At 43.9% G+C, this 20698-nt stretch carries 19 protein-coding genes and 1 pseudogene; 19 read left to right on the plus strand and 1 reads right to left on the minus strand.

Translation table 11 applies throughout. The features are described from left to right. From ACWNM1_RS27940 to ACWNM1_RS28030, 19 genes and pseudogenes are all read left to right on the plus strand, one after another. A pseudogene (locus ACWNM1_RS27940) lies at positions 1-385 on the plus strand (hypothetical protein); the annotation flags it as partial. Positions 386-394: 9 nt separating this feature from the next. Then, complete coding sequence (locus tag ACWNM1_RS27945) at positions 395-730, plus strand: EamA family transporter (protein WP_449603525.1); 336 nt, start codon at positions 395-397, stop codon at positions 728-730. 19 nt (positions 731-749) lie between these two features. Continuing rightward, entirely contained in the window at positions 750-1049 is a 300-nt protein-coding gene (locus ACWNM1_RS27950; RefSeq protein ID WP_449603541.1) for an EamA family transporter, read from the plus strand. 53 nt (positions 1050-1102) lie between these two features. After that, positions 1103-1846: a sugar phosphate nucleotidyltransferase gene (locus ACWNM1_RS27955; protein ID WP_449603526.1), complete on the plus strand. Its 744-nt coding sequence runs from the start codon at positions 1103-1105 to the stop codon at positions 1844-1846. A 20-nt stretch (positions 1847-1866) separates the two neighbouring features. Beyond that, positions 1867-2418 (plus strand): dTDP-4-dehydrorhamnose 3,5-epimerase, encoded by a 552-nt coding sequence (gene rfbC / locus ACWNM1_RS27960; RefSeq protein ID WP_449603527.1) that lies wholly within the window; start codon positions 1867-1869, stop codon positions 2416-2418. A gap of 35 nt (positions 2419-2453) precedes the next feature. Then, positions 2454-3476, plus strand: a complete 1023-nt coding sequence (gene rfbB, locus ACWNM1_RS27965) for a dTDP-glucose 4,6-dehydratase (protein ID WP_449603528.1) — start codon at positions 2454-2456, stop codon at positions 3474-3476. An 8-nt stretch (positions 3477-3484) separates the two neighbouring features. Then, positions 3485-4348, plus strand: a complete 864-nt coding sequence (rfbD, locus tag ACWNM1_RS27970) for a dTDP-4-dehydrorhamnose reductase (protein WP_449603542.1) — start codon at positions 3485-3487, stop codon at positions 4346-4348. Positions 4349-4466: 118 nt separating this feature from the next. After that, a complete protein-coding gene (locus ACWNM1_RS27975) occupies positions 4467-5489 on the plus strand; it encodes a glycosyltransferase family 2 protein (protein WP_449603529.1) in 1023 nt (340 codons plus the stop codon). 157 nt (positions 5490-5646) lie between these two features. Continuing rightward, the gene (locus ACWNM1_RS27980) at positions 5647-6546 is read left to right on the plus strand and encodes a glycosyltransferase family 2 protein (RefSeq protein ID WP_449603543.1); all 900 of its coding nucleotides are present in this window, start codon (positions 5647-5649) and stop codon (positions 6544-6546) included. Further along, a complete protein-coding gene (locus tag ACWNM1_RS27985) occupies positions 6543-7949 on the plus strand; it encodes an undecaprenyl-phosphate glucose phosphotransferase (protein ID WP_449603530.1) in 1407 nt (468 codons plus the stop codon). The genes ACWNM1_RS27980 and ACWNM1_RS27985 overlap by 4 nt, the downstream gene beginning before the upstream one ends. Before the next feature lie 119 nt (positions 7950-8068). After that, a complete protein-coding gene (locus tag ACWNM1_RS27990; protein WP_449603531.1) occupies positions 8069-8935 on the plus strand; it encodes a phosphatidylinositol-specific phospholipase C/glycerophosphodiester phosphodiesterase family protein in 867 nt (288 codons plus the stop codon). Positions 8936-9097: 162 nt separating this feature from the next. Continuing rightward, a complete protein-coding gene (locus ACWNM1_RS27995; protein WP_449603532.1) occupies positions 9098-9817 on the plus strand; it encodes a heptaprenylglyceryl phosphate synthase in 720 nt (239 codons plus the stop codon). A 160-nt stretch (positions 9818-9977) separates the two neighbouring features. Then, entirely contained in the window at positions 9978-12317 is a 2340-nt protein-coding gene (gene pcrA, locus ACWNM1_RS28000) for a DNA helicase PcrA (RefSeq protein ID WP_449603533.1), read from the plus strand. Positions 12318-12394: 77 nt separating this feature from the next. Next, positions 12395-14407 carry an NAD-dependent DNA ligase LigA gene (ligA, locus tag ACWNM1_RS28005; protein WP_449603534.1) on the plus strand — a complete coding sequence of 671 codons (2013 nt, stop codon included), beginning with the start codon at positions 12395-12397 and terminating at the stop codon, positions 14405-14407. 202 nt (positions 14408-14609) lie between these two features. Then, complete coding sequence (locus ACWNM1_RS28010; protein WP_449603535.1) at positions 14610-15317, plus strand: response regulator transcription factor; 708 nt, start codon at positions 14610-14612, stop codon at positions 15315-15317. 19 nt (positions 15318-15336) lie between these two features. Then, entirely contained in the window at positions 15337-16035 is a 699-nt protein-coding gene (locus ACWNM1_RS28015; RefSeq protein WP_449603536.1) for a HAMP domain-containing sensor histidine kinase, read from the plus strand. Positions 16036-16058: 23 nt separating this feature from the next. Then, entirely contained in the window at positions 16059-16448 is a 390-nt protein-coding gene (locus tag ACWNM1_RS28020; protein WP_449603537.1) for a sensor histidine kinase, read from the plus strand. A gap of 64 nt (positions 16449-16512) precedes the next feature. Then, the gene (locus ACWNM1_RS28025) at positions 16513-17112 is read left to right on the plus strand and encodes a hypothetical protein (protein ID WP_449603538.1); all 600 of its coding nucleotides are present in this window, start codon (positions 16513-16515) and stop codon (positions 17110-17112) included. Positions 17113-17171: 59 nt separating this feature from the next. Then, entirely contained in the window at positions 17172-19016 is a 1845-nt protein-coding gene (locus ACWNM1_RS28030) for a transglycosylase domain-containing protein (RefSeq protein WP_449603539.1), read from the plus strand. A gap of 21 nt (positions 19017-19037) precedes the next feature. Here ACWNM1_RS28030 and ACWNM1_RS28035 read toward each other — a convergent pair whose 3' ends face one another. Continuing rightward, positions 19038-20294, minus strand: coding sequence for an MFS transporter (locus ACWNM1_RS28035; RefSeq protein ID WP_449603540.1), 1257 nt, complete (start codon positions 20292-20294; stop codon positions 19038-19040). Positions 20295-20698: the final 404 nt, after the last annotated feature.

A 20698-nucleotide genomic window follows, 5' to 3' on the forward strand; every position in this document is an offset into this window, starting at 1 on the left:
TGATGACGGGGTTGTCACTTTATTTGCTACAAGCATCTATCCTAAAGAGTCTGGAGAGCAAATGGGATTATCCAATAGAGTTATCAATAAAGCAGTTACCTCCAATATTACAAAGGTGTTAGATCAAACTTGGAGAAAGCCTACTCTCGTTATGTGGAGGCCTGCTATCTATATTTTCTTAACAATACTACTAGGTTTCACCCTTATATTAAGAGGTGAATGGCGTAAATCATTAATAACGATACCTATTTTTCTAAATACTGCGATGTTACTTGTTGCTTTACCAGCACAGGACTTTAGGTATTTATATGCGAATTTACTAGTAATGTGCGTTGTAATTCTATGTTCGCTAACTAAAGAAAATAAGATTGCTTGGAGGATATAGTTTCATAAAATGAAAAAAAAGACAACTAAAACCGGAATTATATTAATGATTTTATCTGCATTAGTTACTTCAGTTGGTCAAGCAAGTTGGAAGTATTCTGATGGAGAAAACTTTATCTTTTTAGTCATGGGTCTTGGACTTTATGTAATTGGGGCGGTATTAATGATCCTAGCTTTAAGGTATGGTGAACTGTCTATCTTACATCCTTTGTTGAGTTTTGGGTATGTATTTTCTGTATTCATCGGGGTATTTGTATTAAATGAAACTCTTAGCATCACCCATACTATAGGAATAATAATTATTGCTGTGGGTGCAGTTTTAGTAGGTGGTGGTAAGAGTGACTGATTTTTTAATGATTCTAGGTATGACCCTCCTAGGAGCAATGGGTGGACTTTTTTTTAAGCGCTCTTCGAGATATTCAATTGGAATAAACAAATTATTTATAACCAATCTTTTTATAGGAGGATGTTTCTATCTATTAGGAGCATTATTAAATATAATAATTCTAAAGAAACTACCCTATATGATCGTCTACCCATTAACATCTGTAACATATATTTGGACGATGATGATCTCCAAGTTTTTTTTAAACGAACAAATATCCCGTGAAAGAATTATGGGGGTAATTCTTATAATTTTGGGGGCTATACTTCTTGTTATATAGCGGATTAATCAAACTAAACAATAACAGTTGTTTAAACGAATAGGAGGAAAAAGTTGAAAGGCATAATCCTAGCCGGAGGCACAGGCTCACGCCTTTACCCTCTAACTAAAGTGACCAACAAACATCTCCTCCCTGTAGGCAAGTATCCAATGATATTTCACGCAATCTATAAGCTCAAACAGGCCGGTATTCGGGATATTTTAATTGTTACTGGTAAAGAACATATGGGTGATGTGGTTAACTTGCTGGGAAGTGGAAGCACGATGCATGTTTCATTTACCTATAAGGTCCAAGATGAGGCTGGTGGCATCGCTCAGGCACTGGGGCTGGCAGAACAGTTTGTGGGCTCCGATCAATGTGTAGTTATTCTTGGTGATAATGTATTTGATGGGGACATTTCGCAATACGTGGAGAACTTTGAAACACAGATTGTGGGTGCGAAAATTTTGATTCAAAAAGTTTCTGATCCGCAGAGATTTGGTGTGCCAGAACTGCAAGACGATAGGATTATTTCCATTGAAGAGAAACCTCAAATTCCTAAGAGCAGTTTTGCGGTGACCGGCATATATATGTTCGATAGTAAAGTCTTCGATATTATTAAGAAGCTTACTCCTTCAAGCCGAGGAGAACTTGAAATAACGGATGTTAATAATGCATATATTAGAAGTAATGAACTAACGTATGATGTTCTGGGCGGTTGGTGGACTGATGCGGGTACGCATTCGTCACTAGCGAGAGCTAATGAATTGGCCAAGGATATTCTGTTTGATGAAGAATTCGGTAAATTAAAACTATAGAAACGAGGAGGAGCTCCAAGATGAATGTCACTCCTTTGAAGTTACGAGGCGCAAGCCTACTAGAACCGGTTGTCCATGGTGACAACCGGGGTTTTTTTATGGAAAGCTACAATGAAGAAAGCATGCATAAGCTCGGCGTAAACAACAAATTCATCCAAGACAATCAATCCCTCTCTGCAGAGGTTGGTGTCCTGCGTGGTCTTCACTACCAGTTGAACCCAAAGGCCCAAACAAAGTTAATTCGTGTCTTAACCGGCGCTATTTATGATGTAATCGTAGATATTCGTCGTAATTCTCCTACATTTGGTCAATGGGTCGGAGTAATACTTAGCGAATATAACAAACGACAATTGCTTGTACCAAAAGGCTTCGCGCATGGCTTCTGCACATTGGTCCCTAATACCCAAGTGTTATACAAGGTGGACGAATATTATTCCCCTGAGAATGACCGCGGCATATTATGGAATGATCCAGCGTTAGGTATTGATTGGCCGACTTCTAGTCTGATATTATCGGATAAAGATCAACGTCATCCTGTACTGAAGGACGCGGAACTTAACTTCGAATTATAAACATAACATTTCATTGAACAAAAGGTGGGCTATAAATGAAGCTTCTAGTCACCGGCGGAGCCGGCTTTATAGGCAGCAATTTTGTATTATACATGCTGCAGCAACATCCTGAATATCAGATCGTTAACGTAGACGCGTTGACGTATGCAGGTAACCTGGAGAATTTGAAGTCAGTTGAAAATCATCCGAACCACAAGTTCGTTAAAGCAGACATTACTGACGTAGCGGCGATGGACGCGCTGATAAGCCAGGGGATTGACGTAGTAGTTAATTTCGCTGCTGAATCGCATGTGGATCGGAGTATTTTGGAGCCGGAAGTGTTTGTGAAGACGAACGTGCTTGGAACACAAGTGCTTTTGGATACGGCGAAAAAATACAATGTCACTAAGTTTGTTCAGGTTTCTACGGATGAGGTATACGGATCACTTGGAGCAACCGGTTTGTTTACTGAAGAAACCCCTTTGACTCCGAACAGTCCATATTCCGCAAGTAAAGCTGGTGGCGACTTGCTTGTACGTGCATACCATGAGACATTCGGACTGCCAGTGAACATTACCCGCTGCTCGAACAATTATGGTCCGTACCAATTCCCAGAAAAACTTATTCCGCTGATGATCTCCCGCGCACTTGTGGATCAAGCGTTGCCTGTATATGGCGATGGGATGAATATCCGTGACTGGTTGTATGTTGAGGATCACTGCAGCGCGATTGATTTGGTTATTCATGAAGGTGTGAATGGAGAAGTTTACAACATAGGTGGCAATAATGAGCGTACGAATGTGCATATTGTAAACACGGTATTGCGGGAACTAGGCAAATCTGATTCACTGATTACTTATGTTCAAGACCGTCCGGGTCATGATCGCCGCTATGGAATTGATCCTACCAAGATTATGAACGAACTGGGTTGGAAGCCGAAACATACGTTTGAAACAGGTATTAAAGAAACTATCCAATGGTATCTCAATAACCGTGAATGGTGGACTCGCATTCAATCTGGGGAATACCAGAAGTACGCAGAATTACAATATGGCGATCGCTTGGGAGAAGCTCTATAATGGCTCAACTGAAGGTACTTGTTACAGGCGCGGCCGGACAACTAGGCCAGGACGTTTTTTTACTACTCCAGCATCAAGGTCACCAAGTGATGGGCTGCGACCGTCAAGAGATGGATATCACCGATCTGGATCAGTGTATCCAGGTTATTGGTGAGTTTGGACCGGATGCTGTCATTCATTGTGCTGCGCATACGGCAGTAGATGCGGCAGAAAGTGACATCGATGCTGCTTATTTAATCAATGCAACGGGCAGTCGAAACGTAGCGCTAGCTTCTGAAAAAGCTGGAGCTAAGCTGGTGTACATTAGTACGGATTACGTATTTGATGGTTTGGGAGTACAGCCTTACCATGAGTATGACAATACAGACCCTAAGAGTATATATGGTAAATCGAAACGTGCGGGTGAAGTGTTAGTTCAATCCCTTTCCTCTAAGTATTTCATCGTACGCACATCATGGGTGTATGGTAAATACGGGAATAACTTTGTCAAAACAATGCTAAAGCTTGGTCAAGAAAAGCCAATGCTTCAAGTAGTCGATGACCAAAAGGGTTCGCCTACCTATACAGTTGATTTAGCTCGTTTCTTGCTTGAGCTTATCCAAACTGAGAAGTATGGTGTATACCATGCGTCAAATAGCGACTCATGTACTTGGTTTGAATTTACACAGTCGATCTTTGCAGAGGCTGAGGATATTTTGGGTTTGAAATTCACCGCAAAGCTTGAACCTTGTGCTACGGAACAGTTCCCAAGACCTGCACCGCGTCCTCGGAATTCGGTGATGGAGCATTTGTCGATACGTACGAATGGATTTGAGGATATTCGACCTTGGCGTGAGGGCCTGAGAGATTTCCTCTTAGAGCTAAAAGAATAAGATAGTAACAATTGAAACTCCCAAATCGTTTATAACGATACGGGAGTTTTTTGTATTCTTTCGTTATAATAAGAAGGGAGTGTGTAGTTAACAAGAAATTACAAAGTCGAGGATACTCATGAATAACAAAACAGTAAGTGTACATATCGTCACCTACAACAGTGCTGACGACATCATAGATTGTATAGAGGCAGTAATGGCACAGGATTATTTGGTCAAAAAAATTGTCGTAGTGGACAACGCTTCAACTGATGGTTCGGCGGATAAGGTCAGAACGTTCTATCACCAGTTTAACTCGGACTCACCCGCTGCATTCTTGGTGGGGCATGAAGCTATGAACTCCGCAAGGGAGATAAAGCAATATCCAACAATTGACCTTCTGGAGAATGAGCTTAACACAGGCTTCGCCCCAGCCCACAACCAGGCCATTTCGGCCACGAATACAGATTACGTGCTCGTCCTTAACCCTGACCTTACGCTGGCTCCAGACTATATCTCCAGACTAATCACACAGATGGAGAATAATCCACAGATCGGCAGCGCCACAGGCAAGCTTTTGCTGAAGGCGGATCATGGGCTGGTAGACAGCACAGGTCTCCGAATGAACAGAGCACGCCGTGCATTTGATCGTGGTGCGGGTGAGCCAGCAGACCAATGGACACAATCTGGTCCTGTATTCGGTGTATCTGGAGCGGCTGCGATGTATTCTCGACGGATGATCGAAGACATTAGTGTTGATGATGAGTTTTTTGATGCCGACTTTTTCGCGTATAAGGAAGATGTGGATGTGGCTTGGAGGGCGGAGTTATTCGGCTGGCATGGATATCATGATGCTGAGGCGATCGGGTATCACGAACGTGGCTGGAAAACGTCTGGTCGTAACACTAAGCCGTTGTCCATCCGACGAATATCTTACATTAACCGTTACAAAATGATCTACAAGAATGAACCGGCTCGAACTATGCTGAAGACAATCTTATTTTCTCTTCCCTATGAGCTTGCCGCTCACGGTTATATGCTACTTAGAGAGCCACAGTTAATTGTGGCTTGGAAATCCTTTTTCGCTCAGCTCCCAGCGCTGAAAAAGAAGCGGAAGTATATACAAGCCGCGATAAAAGAGAGAAAGAAACACGAAAGCTAAACTATATCTGGAAAAACCTCCCTGAAACGTCACCTCCTCTCAGGGAGGTTTTATGTTATAATTATTGTCGGTAGATTACTATATTTGTCAGGAGCGTTACGCAGTGAATGTAGATGTAAGTATACTTATTGTTAATTACAACACGTGTCGCCTGACGATGGATTGTCTCAGGTCGGTGTATGACTCAGCAACGAACTATTCCTATGAGATTATATTAATAGACAACAATTCCAATGATGATTCGGTAGAGAAGATTAGTAGAGAGTTTCCAGGTGTAATGTTAATCGCAAATAACGACAATGTCGGTTTTGCCCGTGCTAATAATCAGGGGATGGAAGCTTCATCCGGACGGTATGTGCTGCTGCTGAATTCAGATACGGTGGTACGTAAGGATACGCTAGAGACGATGATCTCCTTTATGGACAGTCGGCCTGATGTAGGAGCGTCAGGGTGTAAGATTATTTTACCAGATGGCTCGCTAGATAAAGCTTGCAAGCGGGGATTCCCTACACCGTCAGCCTCTTTCTATTATGCTTTTGGATTTAGTAAGCTATTTCCGGATCGTCCGAGGTTTAACGGTTACCAGTTAGGTTATCTGGACCCTGATCTTGATTACCCGATAGATTGTCTGGTTGGTGCGTTTATGCTGCTGCGGCGGGAGACGATTGATCAGGTGGGTGGATTGGATGAAGAGTTCTTCATGTACGGAGAAGATTTAGATTGGTGTTATCGTATTAAAGAGGCTGGTTGGGAGATTTATTATTATCCGAAGACCTCTATCGTACATCTTAAAGGTGGCAGCGCCAGACGCAGACCGTTTAAGATCGTCTATGAATTCCACCGGGCAATGATTTTATTTCATCGTAAGCATTATAGTAAGAAGTACAACAGTATGATAAATGGAACAGTATATGCCGGCGTAGGTGTGAAGTTCGCGCTTTCGCTTTTGCGGAATGCCTTAACTTCTCCTAAGGCAGTCCCATCACCTGCTCAGAGTCTTAACTCCGCTAATGAAACAGGTGCACGTAACGAAAAGAATACTGAGGTGAATTTATGATTCGGCGTAATCAAAAATTTTTGACACAGCTTTATATGGTGGCTGACTTTCTTGTCATCCAGCTGTCCTTCCTTATAGCCTGGTGGCTAAAGTTTAGAAGTGGTTGGATGGAGTATGAAAACCCGTTGCCTGTAGAGTCGTACGCTTACTGGAGTATGATTTATGGCGGAATTGCAGTGTTAATCGGTATACTGCTGTCGCTGTATTTGCCGAAGCGTAAGAAACGGTTTGTCGATGAATTCATTAAGATTTTCCAAGTGCATATTATGGGCATTTTCATTCTGCTCGGTCTGATGTTTTTCGTGAAAGAAATAAATATCTCCCGAACATATCTAGCTCTTTACATGGGATTGAACATTCTTTCTATTATGCTGTACCGTTATGTGCTGAAGAAAATGCTTAAATCTTTACGTGAAAAGGGACTCAACCGTCAGTTCGTACTTATCATCGGTGCAGGTACGCTAGGCAAAAGATTCTACAATAATCTAGAGCAATACCCTGAGCTTGGATATGAAGCGATTGGCTTCTTGGATGACTATCATACTTGGGATGGGATTGAAGAACAACGATATAAACCGATTCTTGGAACAGTTGACCAGTTGTCTGGAATATTAGAGATGCTGCCTGTGGATGAAGTTATACTAGCGTTACCGCTCGATGCGCATTCGAAGTACCCTTCAATTATTGCGGCCTGTGAAAAAGCAGGTGTACGCACATTGATTATCCCTGACTTTTTCGACTACTTACCAGCCCGCCCTTACTTTGATAACTTTGCAGGCATGCCAATGATTAATGTTCGTGATATTCCACTAGATATGACGGGTAATAAGATGGCAAAACGATTGTTTGATATTGTGTTCTCTTTGTTCGCAATTATTATGATCTCACCAGTGATGCTTATCGTGGCGATTGGTGTCCGACTGACCTCTCCGGGACCGATTATATTCCGGCAGGAACGTGTGGGACTGAACCGTCGTAATTTTATGATGTATAAGTTTCGCTCCATGAAGATGCAGCAGGATGGTGAAGAGGATACAGGCTGGAGTACGCGGGAAGATCCTCGTAGAACAAGATTTGGGACCTTTATCCGTAAGACAAGTCTAGATGAGCTTCCGCAATTTTTTAATGTGTTACTGGGACATATGAGTGTGGTTGGACCTCGACCAGAACGCCCTTATTATGTGGAACAGTTTCGTGATGAAATTCCAAAGTATATGGTAAAACACCATGTACGTCCTGGAATCACAGGCTGGGCACAGAGCAATGGACTTCGCGGTGACACTTCTATCGAGGAGCGAATCAAGCACGATATTTTCTACATTGAGAACTGGTCTTTACTGTTCGATATTCGAATTATTTTCAAAACGATTCGCAACGGCTTCGTCAACAAAAATGCTTATTGATTCCTGCACTTATTTTGGATTTATTAAACTTTTATGCGATCCCCGTTTCTACCCATGGTAGAGCGGGGTATTGTTTTTGTATTGTTTTCTAATCTAACCTTCGCAAAGGAAACTCAACTATGGATAAGAAAAAGATTGTTGCAACCGTGATTGTAATTGGAGCTCTTGTCATGTTACTTGTAATCGCTTTTAGTAATGAAGACGAACAGCCTGCAAGCGGATTTGAAGCTCATAAGGTCATAGCACATGCTATGGGTGGCATTAACGGCCATACATACACCAATGCCTTTGAAGCATTTGTTGCTAATTATGCACAGGGGACTCGCGTATTTGAAGTAGACTTGTTATTATCGGCTGATGATCAGCTAGTAGGTAGGCATGAGTGGTCAGGCAACATGAGTAAGCTTTTAGGTCAGTTGGATGTTCTTCCTGCTAATAAACAAGGGGTAGTACTAGATTATAAGGAATTCATGGACAGTCCAATCCTGAATATATACTCCCCGATCGATGTCGAGAAGTTGCTTGATCTGATGCAGCATTATCCAGATGCTTATATCGTGACCGATACGAAAGAAATCAAACCCGAACTTATAAATAAACAATTTACATTGTTGGTAGAAGCGGCGCAGCTCCGGGATCCATCCATATTAGATCGGGTTGTTCCACAAATATATAATCAGTCGATGCTTGATGAGATTAATAAGGTGTATTCTTTTCCAGAAGTGCTTTACACTCTATACCAATCCAAGGATACGGATGAACAAGTTATTGAGTTTGTTAATAAAACAGGTGTGGATATTACCATGCCAGTTGGCCGAGCCACCAAGAGCTTTGTTAAAAAGCTGAAGAAGGCCGGAGCTCGTGTATATGTTCATACCGTAAATGAAGAAGATGAAATTAGGGAACTGTCCCGTATGGGAGTGGATGGTTTCTATACTGATTTTGTGCCCGAAGAGGATTTGATTAACATTACAGGGTTACGGTGAAATCTTAGACCTCTTATTACCATAAAAAAACACGAAAAAATGTTCGCATTTTTGTTCGCTTTAAATTGACACACCTGCTGTGCTGGCATAGACTAGATCTATATCTTTTGCGGCGGCAGGAGTGTCTTTGTCTTGCCCAAATGACTATTAAGGATGATTCTCATGAAAGCAGTGCAGCAAATGATCAAACCTTGGCGGCATGTGTTTAAGCTAGACCCTGACCGGATGATTTCGGATGAGGATTTGGAGGCCGTTTGCTTATCTGGCACGGATGCTATACTGATAGGGGGCTCTACAGGAGTAACCTATGAGAATACAGTGGATCTCTTATCAAGAGTAAGAGGGTTTGAGTTGCCCTGTGCACTAGAAGTATCCGAACTTGAAGCTGCTGTGCCTGGATTTGATCTTTATATGATCCCTATGGTGCTTAATACGCCTGATCCAGCCTGGATTGTAGGCCATCATCGCCGAGCTATTGAACGCTATGGATTTATGATTCCATGGGATTCGCTTCTAACGGAAGGTTATATTGTGCTGAATAGTGACTCTTCCGTTGCACGGATTACAGGGGCTGAGACGGCCATTGATGCTGAAGAAGCGGCTGCTTATGCTCAGGTTGCGGACAGGCTGATGTCACTGCCGATTGTTTATCTTGAATACAGCGGTAGGTTCGGGGATATGGAGACTGTGCGGACAGTACGCGAAATGGTGGATCACGCCCAACTTTTTTATGGTGGGGGCATTACCTGTGAGGCAGAGGCCGAGCAAGCAGCAGCTCTATGTGATACAGTAGTGGTCGGCAATATTATTTATAGTGATGTACAGCAGGCACTTCTTACAGTTGCGGCTGTGAAGAAGACAGTACAAGAGCAATTTGATTAAAATATAAGAAGGTATAAGTTTCACGTTATACATTATCTTTATATTTTTCGCATAAACACTTACCGTCCTTATAAGGACGCCGAAGGGGTTTATGCTTAGTGGTTATTTTTAGGACTACTTATGATTTGTGATTTTATATTTAGAAAGGAGCATGTTACACATGCAACTTATTAGCATACAAGACGCAGTAAGTCGACTGAATCCTCCACAAAGACAGGCTGTCGAAACTACTGAAGGACCACTTTTGATAATGGCTGGTGCAGGCAGTGGGAAGACGAGAGTGTTGACTCATAGAATTGCCTGGCTGATTGCCAATCGAAAGGCGCCGCCTTGGGCGATTTTGGCGATTACGTTTACGAATAAAGCCGCGCGGGAAATGCAGGAACGTGTATCTAAACTTGTCGGACCTGAGGGAAGAGATATCTGGGTATCCACCTTTCACTCTATGTGTGTTCGGATTTTGCGGAAGGATATCGAGCGGATTGGTTTTACCTCCAACTTCTCCATTCTGGACTCTACAGATCAGTTATCCGTAATACGTAACTGTATGAAGGAACTGAATATTGATACGAAGAAATTCGAACCAAAAGCTGTGCAGGCTATCATTAGCGCATCCAAGAATGAGCTGATCACTCCGGCGCAGTATGAGCAGAAGGTTGGCGATTATTTTGAAGGTTTAGTTGCAAAGGTATATAAGATGTACCAAAGACGTCTAAGAAGCAATAACTCGCTTGATTTTGATGATTTGATTATGAAGACCATCGAACTGTTTAAGGAAGTTCCCGAGGTACTTGATTTCTACCAAAAGAAATTCAAATACATCCACGTGGATGAGTATCAGGATACGAACAGAGCGCAGTATATGTTGTGCCGTATGCTCGCTGACAGCCACCACCGGATTTGTGTGGTAGGCGATAGTGACCAGTCGATTTATCGCTGGCGCGGAGCGGATATTACGAACATTCTTAATTTTGAAGAGGACTATCCAGAAGCGAAGACCATTCTTCTAGAGCAGAACTACCGTTCAACTGCTAATATCCTGAATGCAGCCAATGGTGTGATCGCACTCAATAGTGGACGTAAGCCGAAGAAGCTGTGGACCGATTCCGAGGAAGGTGCCAAGATTAAGGTGTACCGGGCGGACTCCGAGCATGATGAAGGTTACTTTGTAACCGGAGAAATCAGCAAAAATGTGAAACAGGGTCAAGCCTACCAGAATCATGCGATACTGTATCGTACGAATGCACAGTCACGGGTAATCGAGGAAATTCTAATTAAATCTGATATTCCGTATCAAATCGTAGGCGGGATTAAGTTCTATGATCGTAAAGAAATCAAAGATCTGCTCGCTTATTTACGCCTGTTGTCTAACCCTGATGATGATATCAGCCTGACGCGTATTATTAATGTACCTAAGCGGGGATTAGGGGATACAACGGTTGGTAAGCTGGCAGCTGCGGCTGGTGAGCGTGGTGTTTCTATTTTTCGCGTACTGCAAACTGTAGATGATTTGGGCTTTGCCGGACGGACGCGGAATATGCTAGTAGAGTTCTACGATATGATTGAAGCTCTGCACCGTATGGTGGAGTTCTTGTCCGTAACAGAACTGACGGAAAAAATACTGGAGATGTCGCAGTACCGTTTGGAGCTGCAAAATGAAAATACGCTCGAATCTCGCTCACGACTAGAGAATATCGATGAGTTCTTATCCGTGACGATGGAGTTTGAAAAGAATAACGAGGACAAGTCGCTTGTCTCCTTCCTCACGGATCTTGCACTTATCGCAGATATTGATAGTGTGAATGATGATGAAGAGGACCGTAGTGACGCTGTAGTTCTGATGACGATGCACAGCGCCAAAGGTCTGGAGTTCCCAACGGTATTTATCGTCGGGATGGAAGAAGGTGTGTTCCCGCACAGCCGAGCCTTCCAAGACAACGATGAGCTCGAAGAGGAACGCCGGCTTGCGTATGTAGGGATCACCCGCGCCGAGAAACAGCTGTTTCTCTCTTGCGCGCGGATGCGTACGCTCTTTGGGCGGACGACGGCGAATCAGCCGTCCCGCTTCATTGAAGAGATTCCGGAGGAGTTGAAGGAAGATACCGCGAAGACACAGGACCGCTTCCAACGCGGAGGCTCGGAGGTAGGTGGTGCCTACGGCGGACGCGGCTTCAGTGGCGGCAGTCGTGGGAACTTCGGCGGCCGAAGTGGAGCCGCCGGTGCGGCGCCGATTGGCAGCGGAAGCACAGCGTCCGCAGCGACAAGTAAGAGTAGCGTGACCGTAACCTCCGGAGGCGCACAGCGCGCTACTGGAGCAGGGGCTACGGCTGCTGGCGATTACAAAGCGGGTGATAAAGTTTCGCACGGCAAATGGGGCACTGGCACCGTTGTGGCCGTTAAGGGCACCGGAAATGATACGGAGCTGCAGATTGCTTTTCCGGCACCAGTGGGTGTAAAACGACTGCTTGCAGGGTTTGCACCGATTACCAGGGTGGAATAATAGTAGGATACGATTAACGAACGGATATTAAGACCACGCTAACCATTAGGAACTTATTGACGGAGGGATGTACCTGCATGGATGCTATGCATGTGATGGAAGAGCTTGTTGCGGAGTTAAATAATTATAATTACCACTACTACACGCTGGATGCTCCGCTAGTCAGCGATAAGGAATACGATGTTTTATACGACAAGCTTGTAGCACTGGAGGCTGAGAGTGGCTTCGTACTACCGGATTCACCTACACAACGTGTAGGTGGAGAGCTGCTTAAGGGCTTCACGCCGCATCGGCATCTGGCTCCGCTTTGGAGTCTCGATAAAGCACAGAATATTGAACAGCTGCGGAGCTGGAATACGCGGGTACTTCGCTTAGTGAATGAGTACAATCTTAAGAACCCAGGCAACCCTCTACCTGATCCTTGTTATGCAGTAGAACTGAAGTTTGATGGCTTGACGCTGAATCTAACCTATCGGAATGGTGTGCTCGAACAGGCATCGACGCGTGGTAATGGTGTCATTGGGGAAGGAATACTTGCTCAGGTGAAGACCATTAAGTCTGTTCCATTAACGATTCCTTTTAAAGAAGGGGTCATTGAGGTTCAGGGTGAAGGAATTATGAACCTGTCTGTGCTCGCTGATTATAATACCCGGGCTGCAGAGCCACTTAAGAATGCGCGTAATGCGGCGGCAGGTGCGCTGCGCAATCTAAATCCGAAGACCACTGCGGAACGTCGTTTGAACGCTTATTTCTATAATGTGGGATTTGCAGAAGGTGTAGAGTTCGCCGATCATCAGGAGATGATGGATTTTCTACGGAATAACAAATTCAAAGTAAATCCTTATCTGACTTATTGTAATGATTTCGATGATGTGACCGAACAGCTTGCTGGAATCGAGGAGAGTCGTTCAAGTCTTGATTACCTCATTGATGGAGCGGTGATCAAGGTGACGGATTTCCGTATTCGTGAAGTTCTTGGTTACACTGACAAGTTCCCTCGCTGGGCAGTGGCTTATAAATTTGAAGCTGAAGAAACAACGACCGTGCTTGAGTCTGTTAGCTGGAATGTAGGACGTACAGGTAAAGTGACTCCTTTAGCTCGTGTTGAAGCCGTAGAGCTTGCTGGAGTTACCGTGCAGAATTGCACATTAAATAATGTGGGCGATATTGAGCGCAAAAACTTGAAATTCGCCTTAGGCTCACGAGTGTTTATTCGGCGTTCTAATGATGTTATCCCAGAAATTCTCGGCAAGGTAACAGAAGAGAATGACGGAGGAGAAATTATTTTCCCTGAGGATTGCCCGGCTTGCGGATTTCCGCTAGAAATGCGCGGTGCGCATCTTTTCTGTAATAATAAGCTGAACTGTAGACCGCAAATTATTAGTCGGATCACTCATTTCGCTTCACGAGATGCGATGGATATTGAGACGTTTAGTGAGAAGACGGCAGGTCAGCTCTACGACGAGCTTAATGTTCATGACTCTGCGGATCTGTATGAATTGTCCTTTGAGCAGCTTGTACAGCTGAACCGTTTCGGGGAGAAAAAAGCACAGAATTTGCTGCAAGCGTTAGAGGATAGCAAAGGGCGCGATCTCGCCTCATTCCTCTTTGCGTTAGGAATCCCTAACACAGGTAAAGCAACAACTAAGATGCTGGCTGATCATTTCCGCGATCTGGATGCTGTGATGCAGGCTAAAGCGGAAGAACTTGCCGAGTTGCCGGACATTGGCGGGATTGTCGCCGAGAGCATTGTTAACTTCTTCGCAGATCCTGTTGTCGTGGCGAATGTTGCTCGGTTGCGCGCGCTTGGGGTTGAAGCAAAAGCTCCTGAGGCACCACGTCCTGTTAGCACGGATTCCTTCTTTAGCGGGAAAACGGTAGTGTTGACCGGTTCATTACAAAAGCTTACACGTGACGAAGCAGCCGAACGTCTGGAAGCACTCGGAGCGAAGGTGTCTGGAAGTGTATCTAAGAAGACGGATTTGGTTATTGCCGGCGAGAAGGCAGGTAGTAAACTGGCCAAAGCACAACAGCTAGGTATTCAGGTCATCGAGGATGAGGATGAGCTGATTCGACTGCTGGAGATGTAAGCAAATTTTTGTTAAGTCCTAAAAGGGTACCAGTTTCATTTCGTTTAAGTACGAGAGGAGCGTGTACCCTTTTTTTGCGTAACCTACTTATTGTCGTTCGATTTTAAGTACATGTTTCTATTTTCGAGGTAAATCATTCGATTGATCTGCTAATATAGAAGCTATAGATAATTATTACTATATTTGAAAGGAACCCCCTCCTGTGAAGAGAGAAACGATATTGTTAGTAGATGATGAGAAGGAAATTGTAGAACTGTTATCGATATACCTCTGTAATGAGGGCTATCGCCTGCTTAAAGCTTATGATGGGATGGAAGCGCTGGCGTGTCTCCAGAAGGAAGAAGTCGATCTGATTATTCTTGATGTCATGATGCCTAAGATGGATGGGCTAGTAGCGTGTATGAAGATCCGTGAAGAGCGGAAGATGCCAATTATCATCCTTTCAGCCAAAAATACGGATATGGACAAAATCTCAGGACTTAGCATAGGAGCGGACGACTACGTGGGCAAGCCGTTTAATCCTTTGGAGATTGTGGCACGAGTTAAGTCACAGCTGCGTCGTTATCACGCTTTCAATAAAGATAGTAATAGCCTAGGGAATGACAGCAAACTGAGCTTTGAAGATTTAACTATAGATACGTCTAAGCATGAGGTACATATAGACCAGCAGAAAATTAAGCTGACCCCCCGGGAATTTTCTATTTTAGAGCTTTTGGCAAGGCACCAAGGTCGAGTGCTCAGCTTAGAGCAGATATACGATAAGGTGTGGAACGAACCATTTTTAGATGGGGGTAATACTGTTATGGTACATATTCGTAACCTCCGCGATAAAATCGAAGTGGATTCGAAGCGCCCCCGTTATATACAAACCGTCTGGGGAGTTGGCTATAAATTAGATGGACCTTCCTGAAAGGATTAGGTGACGCTTCTTGAATTCAAAATATATAACTACGATTCGTTGGAAGTTTATATACGCCTTTTTGCTTAGTGTGCTTTCTGGTGGATTACTGCTGTTTGCAGGTTACCAGCTCGTTAATTTCATGATCTATCTGAATCCAGCGTCAGAGTCGGCTCCCTATTCACGTGTCTTACGCTGGATCATTAATCATATTGGTTCTATGCCACTGCTGACCGCAGCTGGTATTATCAGCTTTTTACTGTTCTTTTTTATTTATACTCGTAAAGTAGTACTGTATCTGGAGGAGATCACCAAAGGAATTCGGGAAATCACAAGCTCCGGGATGTCGCACCGAATTGAAGTCAGAACTACGGACGAGCTGGGAGTGCTGGCTGAGAATATTAATGAAATGGCTGAACGTTTGCAGCACTCTGTGGAAGAGGAACGTAAAGCTGTGAATGCAAAAAATGACTTGATCACGGGTGTCTCCCACGATTTACGAACCCCCCTTACCTCTGTCCTCGGTTTTCTGGAGTATATCGAGCAAGATCGATGCCAGGAAGAAGTAGAAATACGATATTACGTGAGCATAGCCTACAACAAATCTCTTGTGCTGCGTAAACTGATCGACGATCTTTTTGAATATACACGCGTAAATAGTGGGGAATACCCTCTGGTTATGGAGCGATTAGATTTAAAAGCATTTATACGGCAGCTAGCTGAGGAGTAGTTCCCGAACTAACAAAGACTGAAATGACCTATGAGATTGATGACCAAGCTGGTGAGTTGTGGATAAAGGCTTCCCCTAAAGAATTAGTTCGTGCATATGAAAATTTGATTACGAACGCGATCCGTTACGGTAGAAGCGGCGGGAAAGTGGAGATTGGTTTCAGTAAAAGGGGAGATGAAGCGGTTGTCCGCATTAGCAATTTTGGAGAGATGATTGCAGAGAGCGATATCCCATTTATTTTTGAACGATTCTATCGTGCAGAGAAGTCTCGTTCACAGCATACAGGCGGTTCAGGCCTAGGTCTTGCCATTTCCAAAAGTATCATCGAACGCCACAATGGCGTTATTTATGTAGAAAGCTCCCCGCTTCGAACGGATTTTATCACCTATTTCCCATTCTTCATAGAATCTTAAGAAAACTCTTGGCGGGTTCTTAAGATTTGGAAGATATCCTTGTGAGCACAAGGAGGGAATGACTATGCACAAACTTCGGACGGTTCGCATCCATTATCTTTATATTTTTATAGGGAGTGCTCTTTTGAGTGCTGCCTTTCTTTTTGCTGTCCAGCGGGCTGTTGCTTTGCTTTATTCTCATTATTCGGGGAAATCAGGCGTCTTTTTTGTTCGTCTTATCCATTGGACCATTAATCATATTGGAACAATCCCTAGCGTCATAATTCTATTTGTTCTATTCTTCAGTGGGTTGTTTATTCTCCGTTCACAGAAAATTGCCGATGATTTGCACACGGTACTGATTGGAACCTCAGAGTTAGCAGACAAGGGAGTAACAAAAGAAATCAAGGTCCTCTCTGGAGGAGAATTAGGCCAAATCGCCGCTAACCTGAATCGCATGCAAAGAATTGAAGTTCCAAATACAGGCGTAGTACCAGAAACGATGCAGGACACACCAGCTGTAGCTTTATTGATAAGAACTCGGGCCATTCTCCGTGCTCTCCGTGAGGTAGAGGAGGCTGACAATACGGATGATGGGATGGAAGCCCAAGCACTTCTTGAAGCAGCGTGTGTTGAAGCTCGTAGTATGGAGCGGTTCTTAGAGAACTTGATTATAGAATCATGAATGCCGTTATCGAAAAAATACAAAGGGTAGTCCATTTAGATAAGGATGGCAGAAGGATTGTGCGTACCCGGATACTCCGTTTGGGGTATTTATTATTTGATGGGAGTATCATTGGAGTAATAATAGCGCTCGTGGGTTTGCTTTACGTATATCAATACGGCGGGCAAGTGGTTAAGCAGCAAGTGGATAAACTTCAGCTGCCGGAATCGAGCATCATTAAGACCTCGGATGGGACGACATTACGAATGATCCCTTTACCGGGCTCGGGGTATAGACATTCAGCGGAACTGGAGGAGATGCCTGCATTATTGATAAATACGTTTTTAGCGGTGGAGGACCGGCGCTTTTATAGCCATCAGGGATTAGATTATAAAGGGATTTCTCGCGCTTTTCTAAATAATATTGTGGATATGGATCTCTCCGAGGGCGGGAGTAGTATTACTCAGCAGCTAGCCCGCAATCTTTATTTGAACAGGAACAAGAATGTCATACGTAAGCTAAACGAAGCCTCCATTGCTCTTGCATTGGAAAGGCAGTTATCAAAACAAGAGATTCTAGGGCTTTACCTCAATCAGATTTATATGGGGCGTGGACAATATGGAGTAAAGGCAGCTGCGGAACGTTACTTCGGCGTATCCGATTTGAAAAAACTAGAAATATGGCAAATCGCCACCTTAGCGGGAATCCCTAAGGGACCGTCTATTTATAATCCGGTAGATAATAGTACATTATCCAAAACAAGAAGGAATCTCGTTCTACAGATTATGTTAGATCAAGGACTGATTACTAAAGAACAAATGCTTGAGGCCAGAGATAAAAAGTATCAACCTCCCGCTGCAAACAAAGAAGAAGTCATTGGCGTGCATTATGTGGATGCTACGCTTAAGGAAGCGGCTCAGATCACCGGGAAGTCTGTGGAGGAGCTTCGAACGGGCGGTTACACTATCGTTACAGGGTTGAACAGTAAAGCACAGCAGGCGCTTGAGCAGGCCTTTCTTAAGGGTTCTTCTTTCCCGCCCGACGGAAAAGATCAGCGGGTGGAAGCAGCGATGACCATAATGGATCATCGTACAGGTGAAGTAGTGGCACTAATTGGTGGGCGCGAACAAAATGAGGGGAGCTTGAACAGGGCTACAATTGATGCGCGGCAGCCAGGCTCCAGCTTCAAGCCGATCATTGATTATGGACCCGCGCTAGAGAGCGGAAAGTATAGCCCGAATAGCATACTGTCTGATCGTAAATACGCTTATGGAAACTATGTGCCTGAGAATTTGAATGGAATGTACCAAGGTCAGATCACAATGAATACAGCATTACAAAAATCCATAAATGCCCCAGCTGTTTGGCTTTTGAAGCAGGTTGGAATCTCTTCTGCACGGCAATTTGCTGCGAAATTAGGAATTGTACTGACGGAGGAGGACAACCATTTATCAATAGCTTTAGGAGGGCTTCATAAAGGGGTATCTCCACTTAAAATGACACAGGCCTACGGTGTCTTTGCTAATGGAGGTAAATTCAATGAGGCTCATATGGTGCGCTCGATAACTGATGCAAGAGGGAAAGTCGTATATAGACATCCCTCGGAATCACGTCAGGTAATCTCGCAGCGGACCGCAGAGGCGATGACGATGATGCTACGTAATGTTGTTAATGAAGGAACAGGAAAAAAAGCGCAAATGAACAGACCTGTAGCGGGGAAAACCGGAACAACCCAATTGGATCTGCCAGGCGTGAGCAAGAAAGCTAATCGGGATTTGTGGTTTGTTGGTTATACTTCGGAATGGACAGCTGCAGTGTGGATGGGGTTTGATCGTACAAATAAGGATAATTATATGACGGAGGGCAGCGGGAAGGCTGCCGCTCTATTTTCTACAGTTATGAGTAAGGCGTTAAGTGGTTACTGATGTTACTGATGTTACTGATGTTTATTGAGCGGCCCATTCTTCTAGTTTCTCGTCTCTAGGAAGCAGGAGAGCAAGGAAACCCAAAAGAGGTAGGAAGCCACAAGCTATAAACACTTTTGAAATTCCAATGCTGTCAATCAGATTGCCGAGTACTAAGGAGCCAATTCCTCCGAGCCCAAAAGCAAGACCAGTGATTAACCCTGAAACTGTTCCGATATTGCCTGGATAAAGCATCTGAGCATAGATTACAGTAACAGAGAAGCTGGACAAAAGGATGAAGCCGCCAATCAGTAGGAGTATAGCTGCCCATATTTGGTTCACGAAGGGTAGAGCCAGTGCGAAGGGCACTGTTCCGACCATAGAGAGAAGAATGAGATTACGCCGTCCGAAGCGGTCAGCCAGTGGGCCTCCAAAGAATGTACCGACAGCTCCAGCTGCCAGATACATAAAAATATAGATTTGGGCCTTATCAAGCGTCATTTGATATTTGTCCATTAAATAGAAAGCGTAGTAACTGCCGATAGAAGCGCCGTACCAAGATCTTACAAAGACTAGGAAAACGAGGATGATTGTTGCCGTTCGAATGCTTTTGCGTCGGGCAGGATCGATTGTACGTGCTGTTGACTTCTTATGAAACGTATATCCCGCATCCAGCATCTCTCGATACCAGCGAGCGACATAGGTCTGGACGGCGATTCCGGCAGCCGCCACGATAGTGAAGCCAAGAGCCCCGATTTGCCCTAAGGGAATGAATATCCATTTCGTAAGCATTGGTCCTAAAGATTGTCCAGCATTGCCCCCAACTTGAAAAATAGATTGCGAAAGACCTTTCCGCTGACCGGCAGCCATATGAGCAACACGCATGCCTTCGGGATGAAAGGTAGCAGATCCGAAACCGATCAGCATGACGGAAAACAATACAAGAATATAGTTGTTGGCATAAGCCAATAAAAGTACCCCTAGAAATGTGCTGCACATACCCAGTGGTAACAATATAGGACGAGGCTTACGATCTGCCGCATACCCAATGACTGGTTGGATAACGGAGGACGTCATGTTTAAGGCAAAGGAGATCCACCCGATCTGAGCGAAGGAGAGCGTCAAGTTATCTTTGAGAATAGGAAAGATTGCAGGGATGACTGCCTGAATAGAATCGTTAAATAAATGAACAAAGCTGACAGCCAGCAAAATCTTATAGATTGTTGCTTGCTGCAGATTACGCTGCTCCTTGTCCTTGGTGTTTGTTTGGGTCGCAGCACTAGATGGATTGTTTTTCATTTAGACTCCTCTCGTATATATCATTAGAAGTTAATATATGGGATTACGATAAATTCTATTTAGCCATAAATTAAGGATTATTGGAATCAATTTGTGTTGGTTTGTGCTAGTTTAGAAGTATTTATTCGTAGATTATTTTTATTTCAAAAAAAGCTTGCAAACATAAGAACAGCATGGTATATTATCTCTTGTGCTTATGACGCATCGAACAAATGAAACACAAACGATGAAAAAATAAGTTGACAAGAAATGCGACAACATGATATACTCAAATTCCTGTGCAAGAGACATTGAATGTCGGAATGCTAGGAGCAAGTTCTTTGAAAACTGAACAAATGGAACGCGTTAATTTTTAAAAGATTCATTTAATGAATCGTCAGTTTCAAAATGAGCATATCGCTCTT

It is taken from the genome of Paenibacillus sp. Marseille-Q9583 (genome assembly GCF_976954365.1).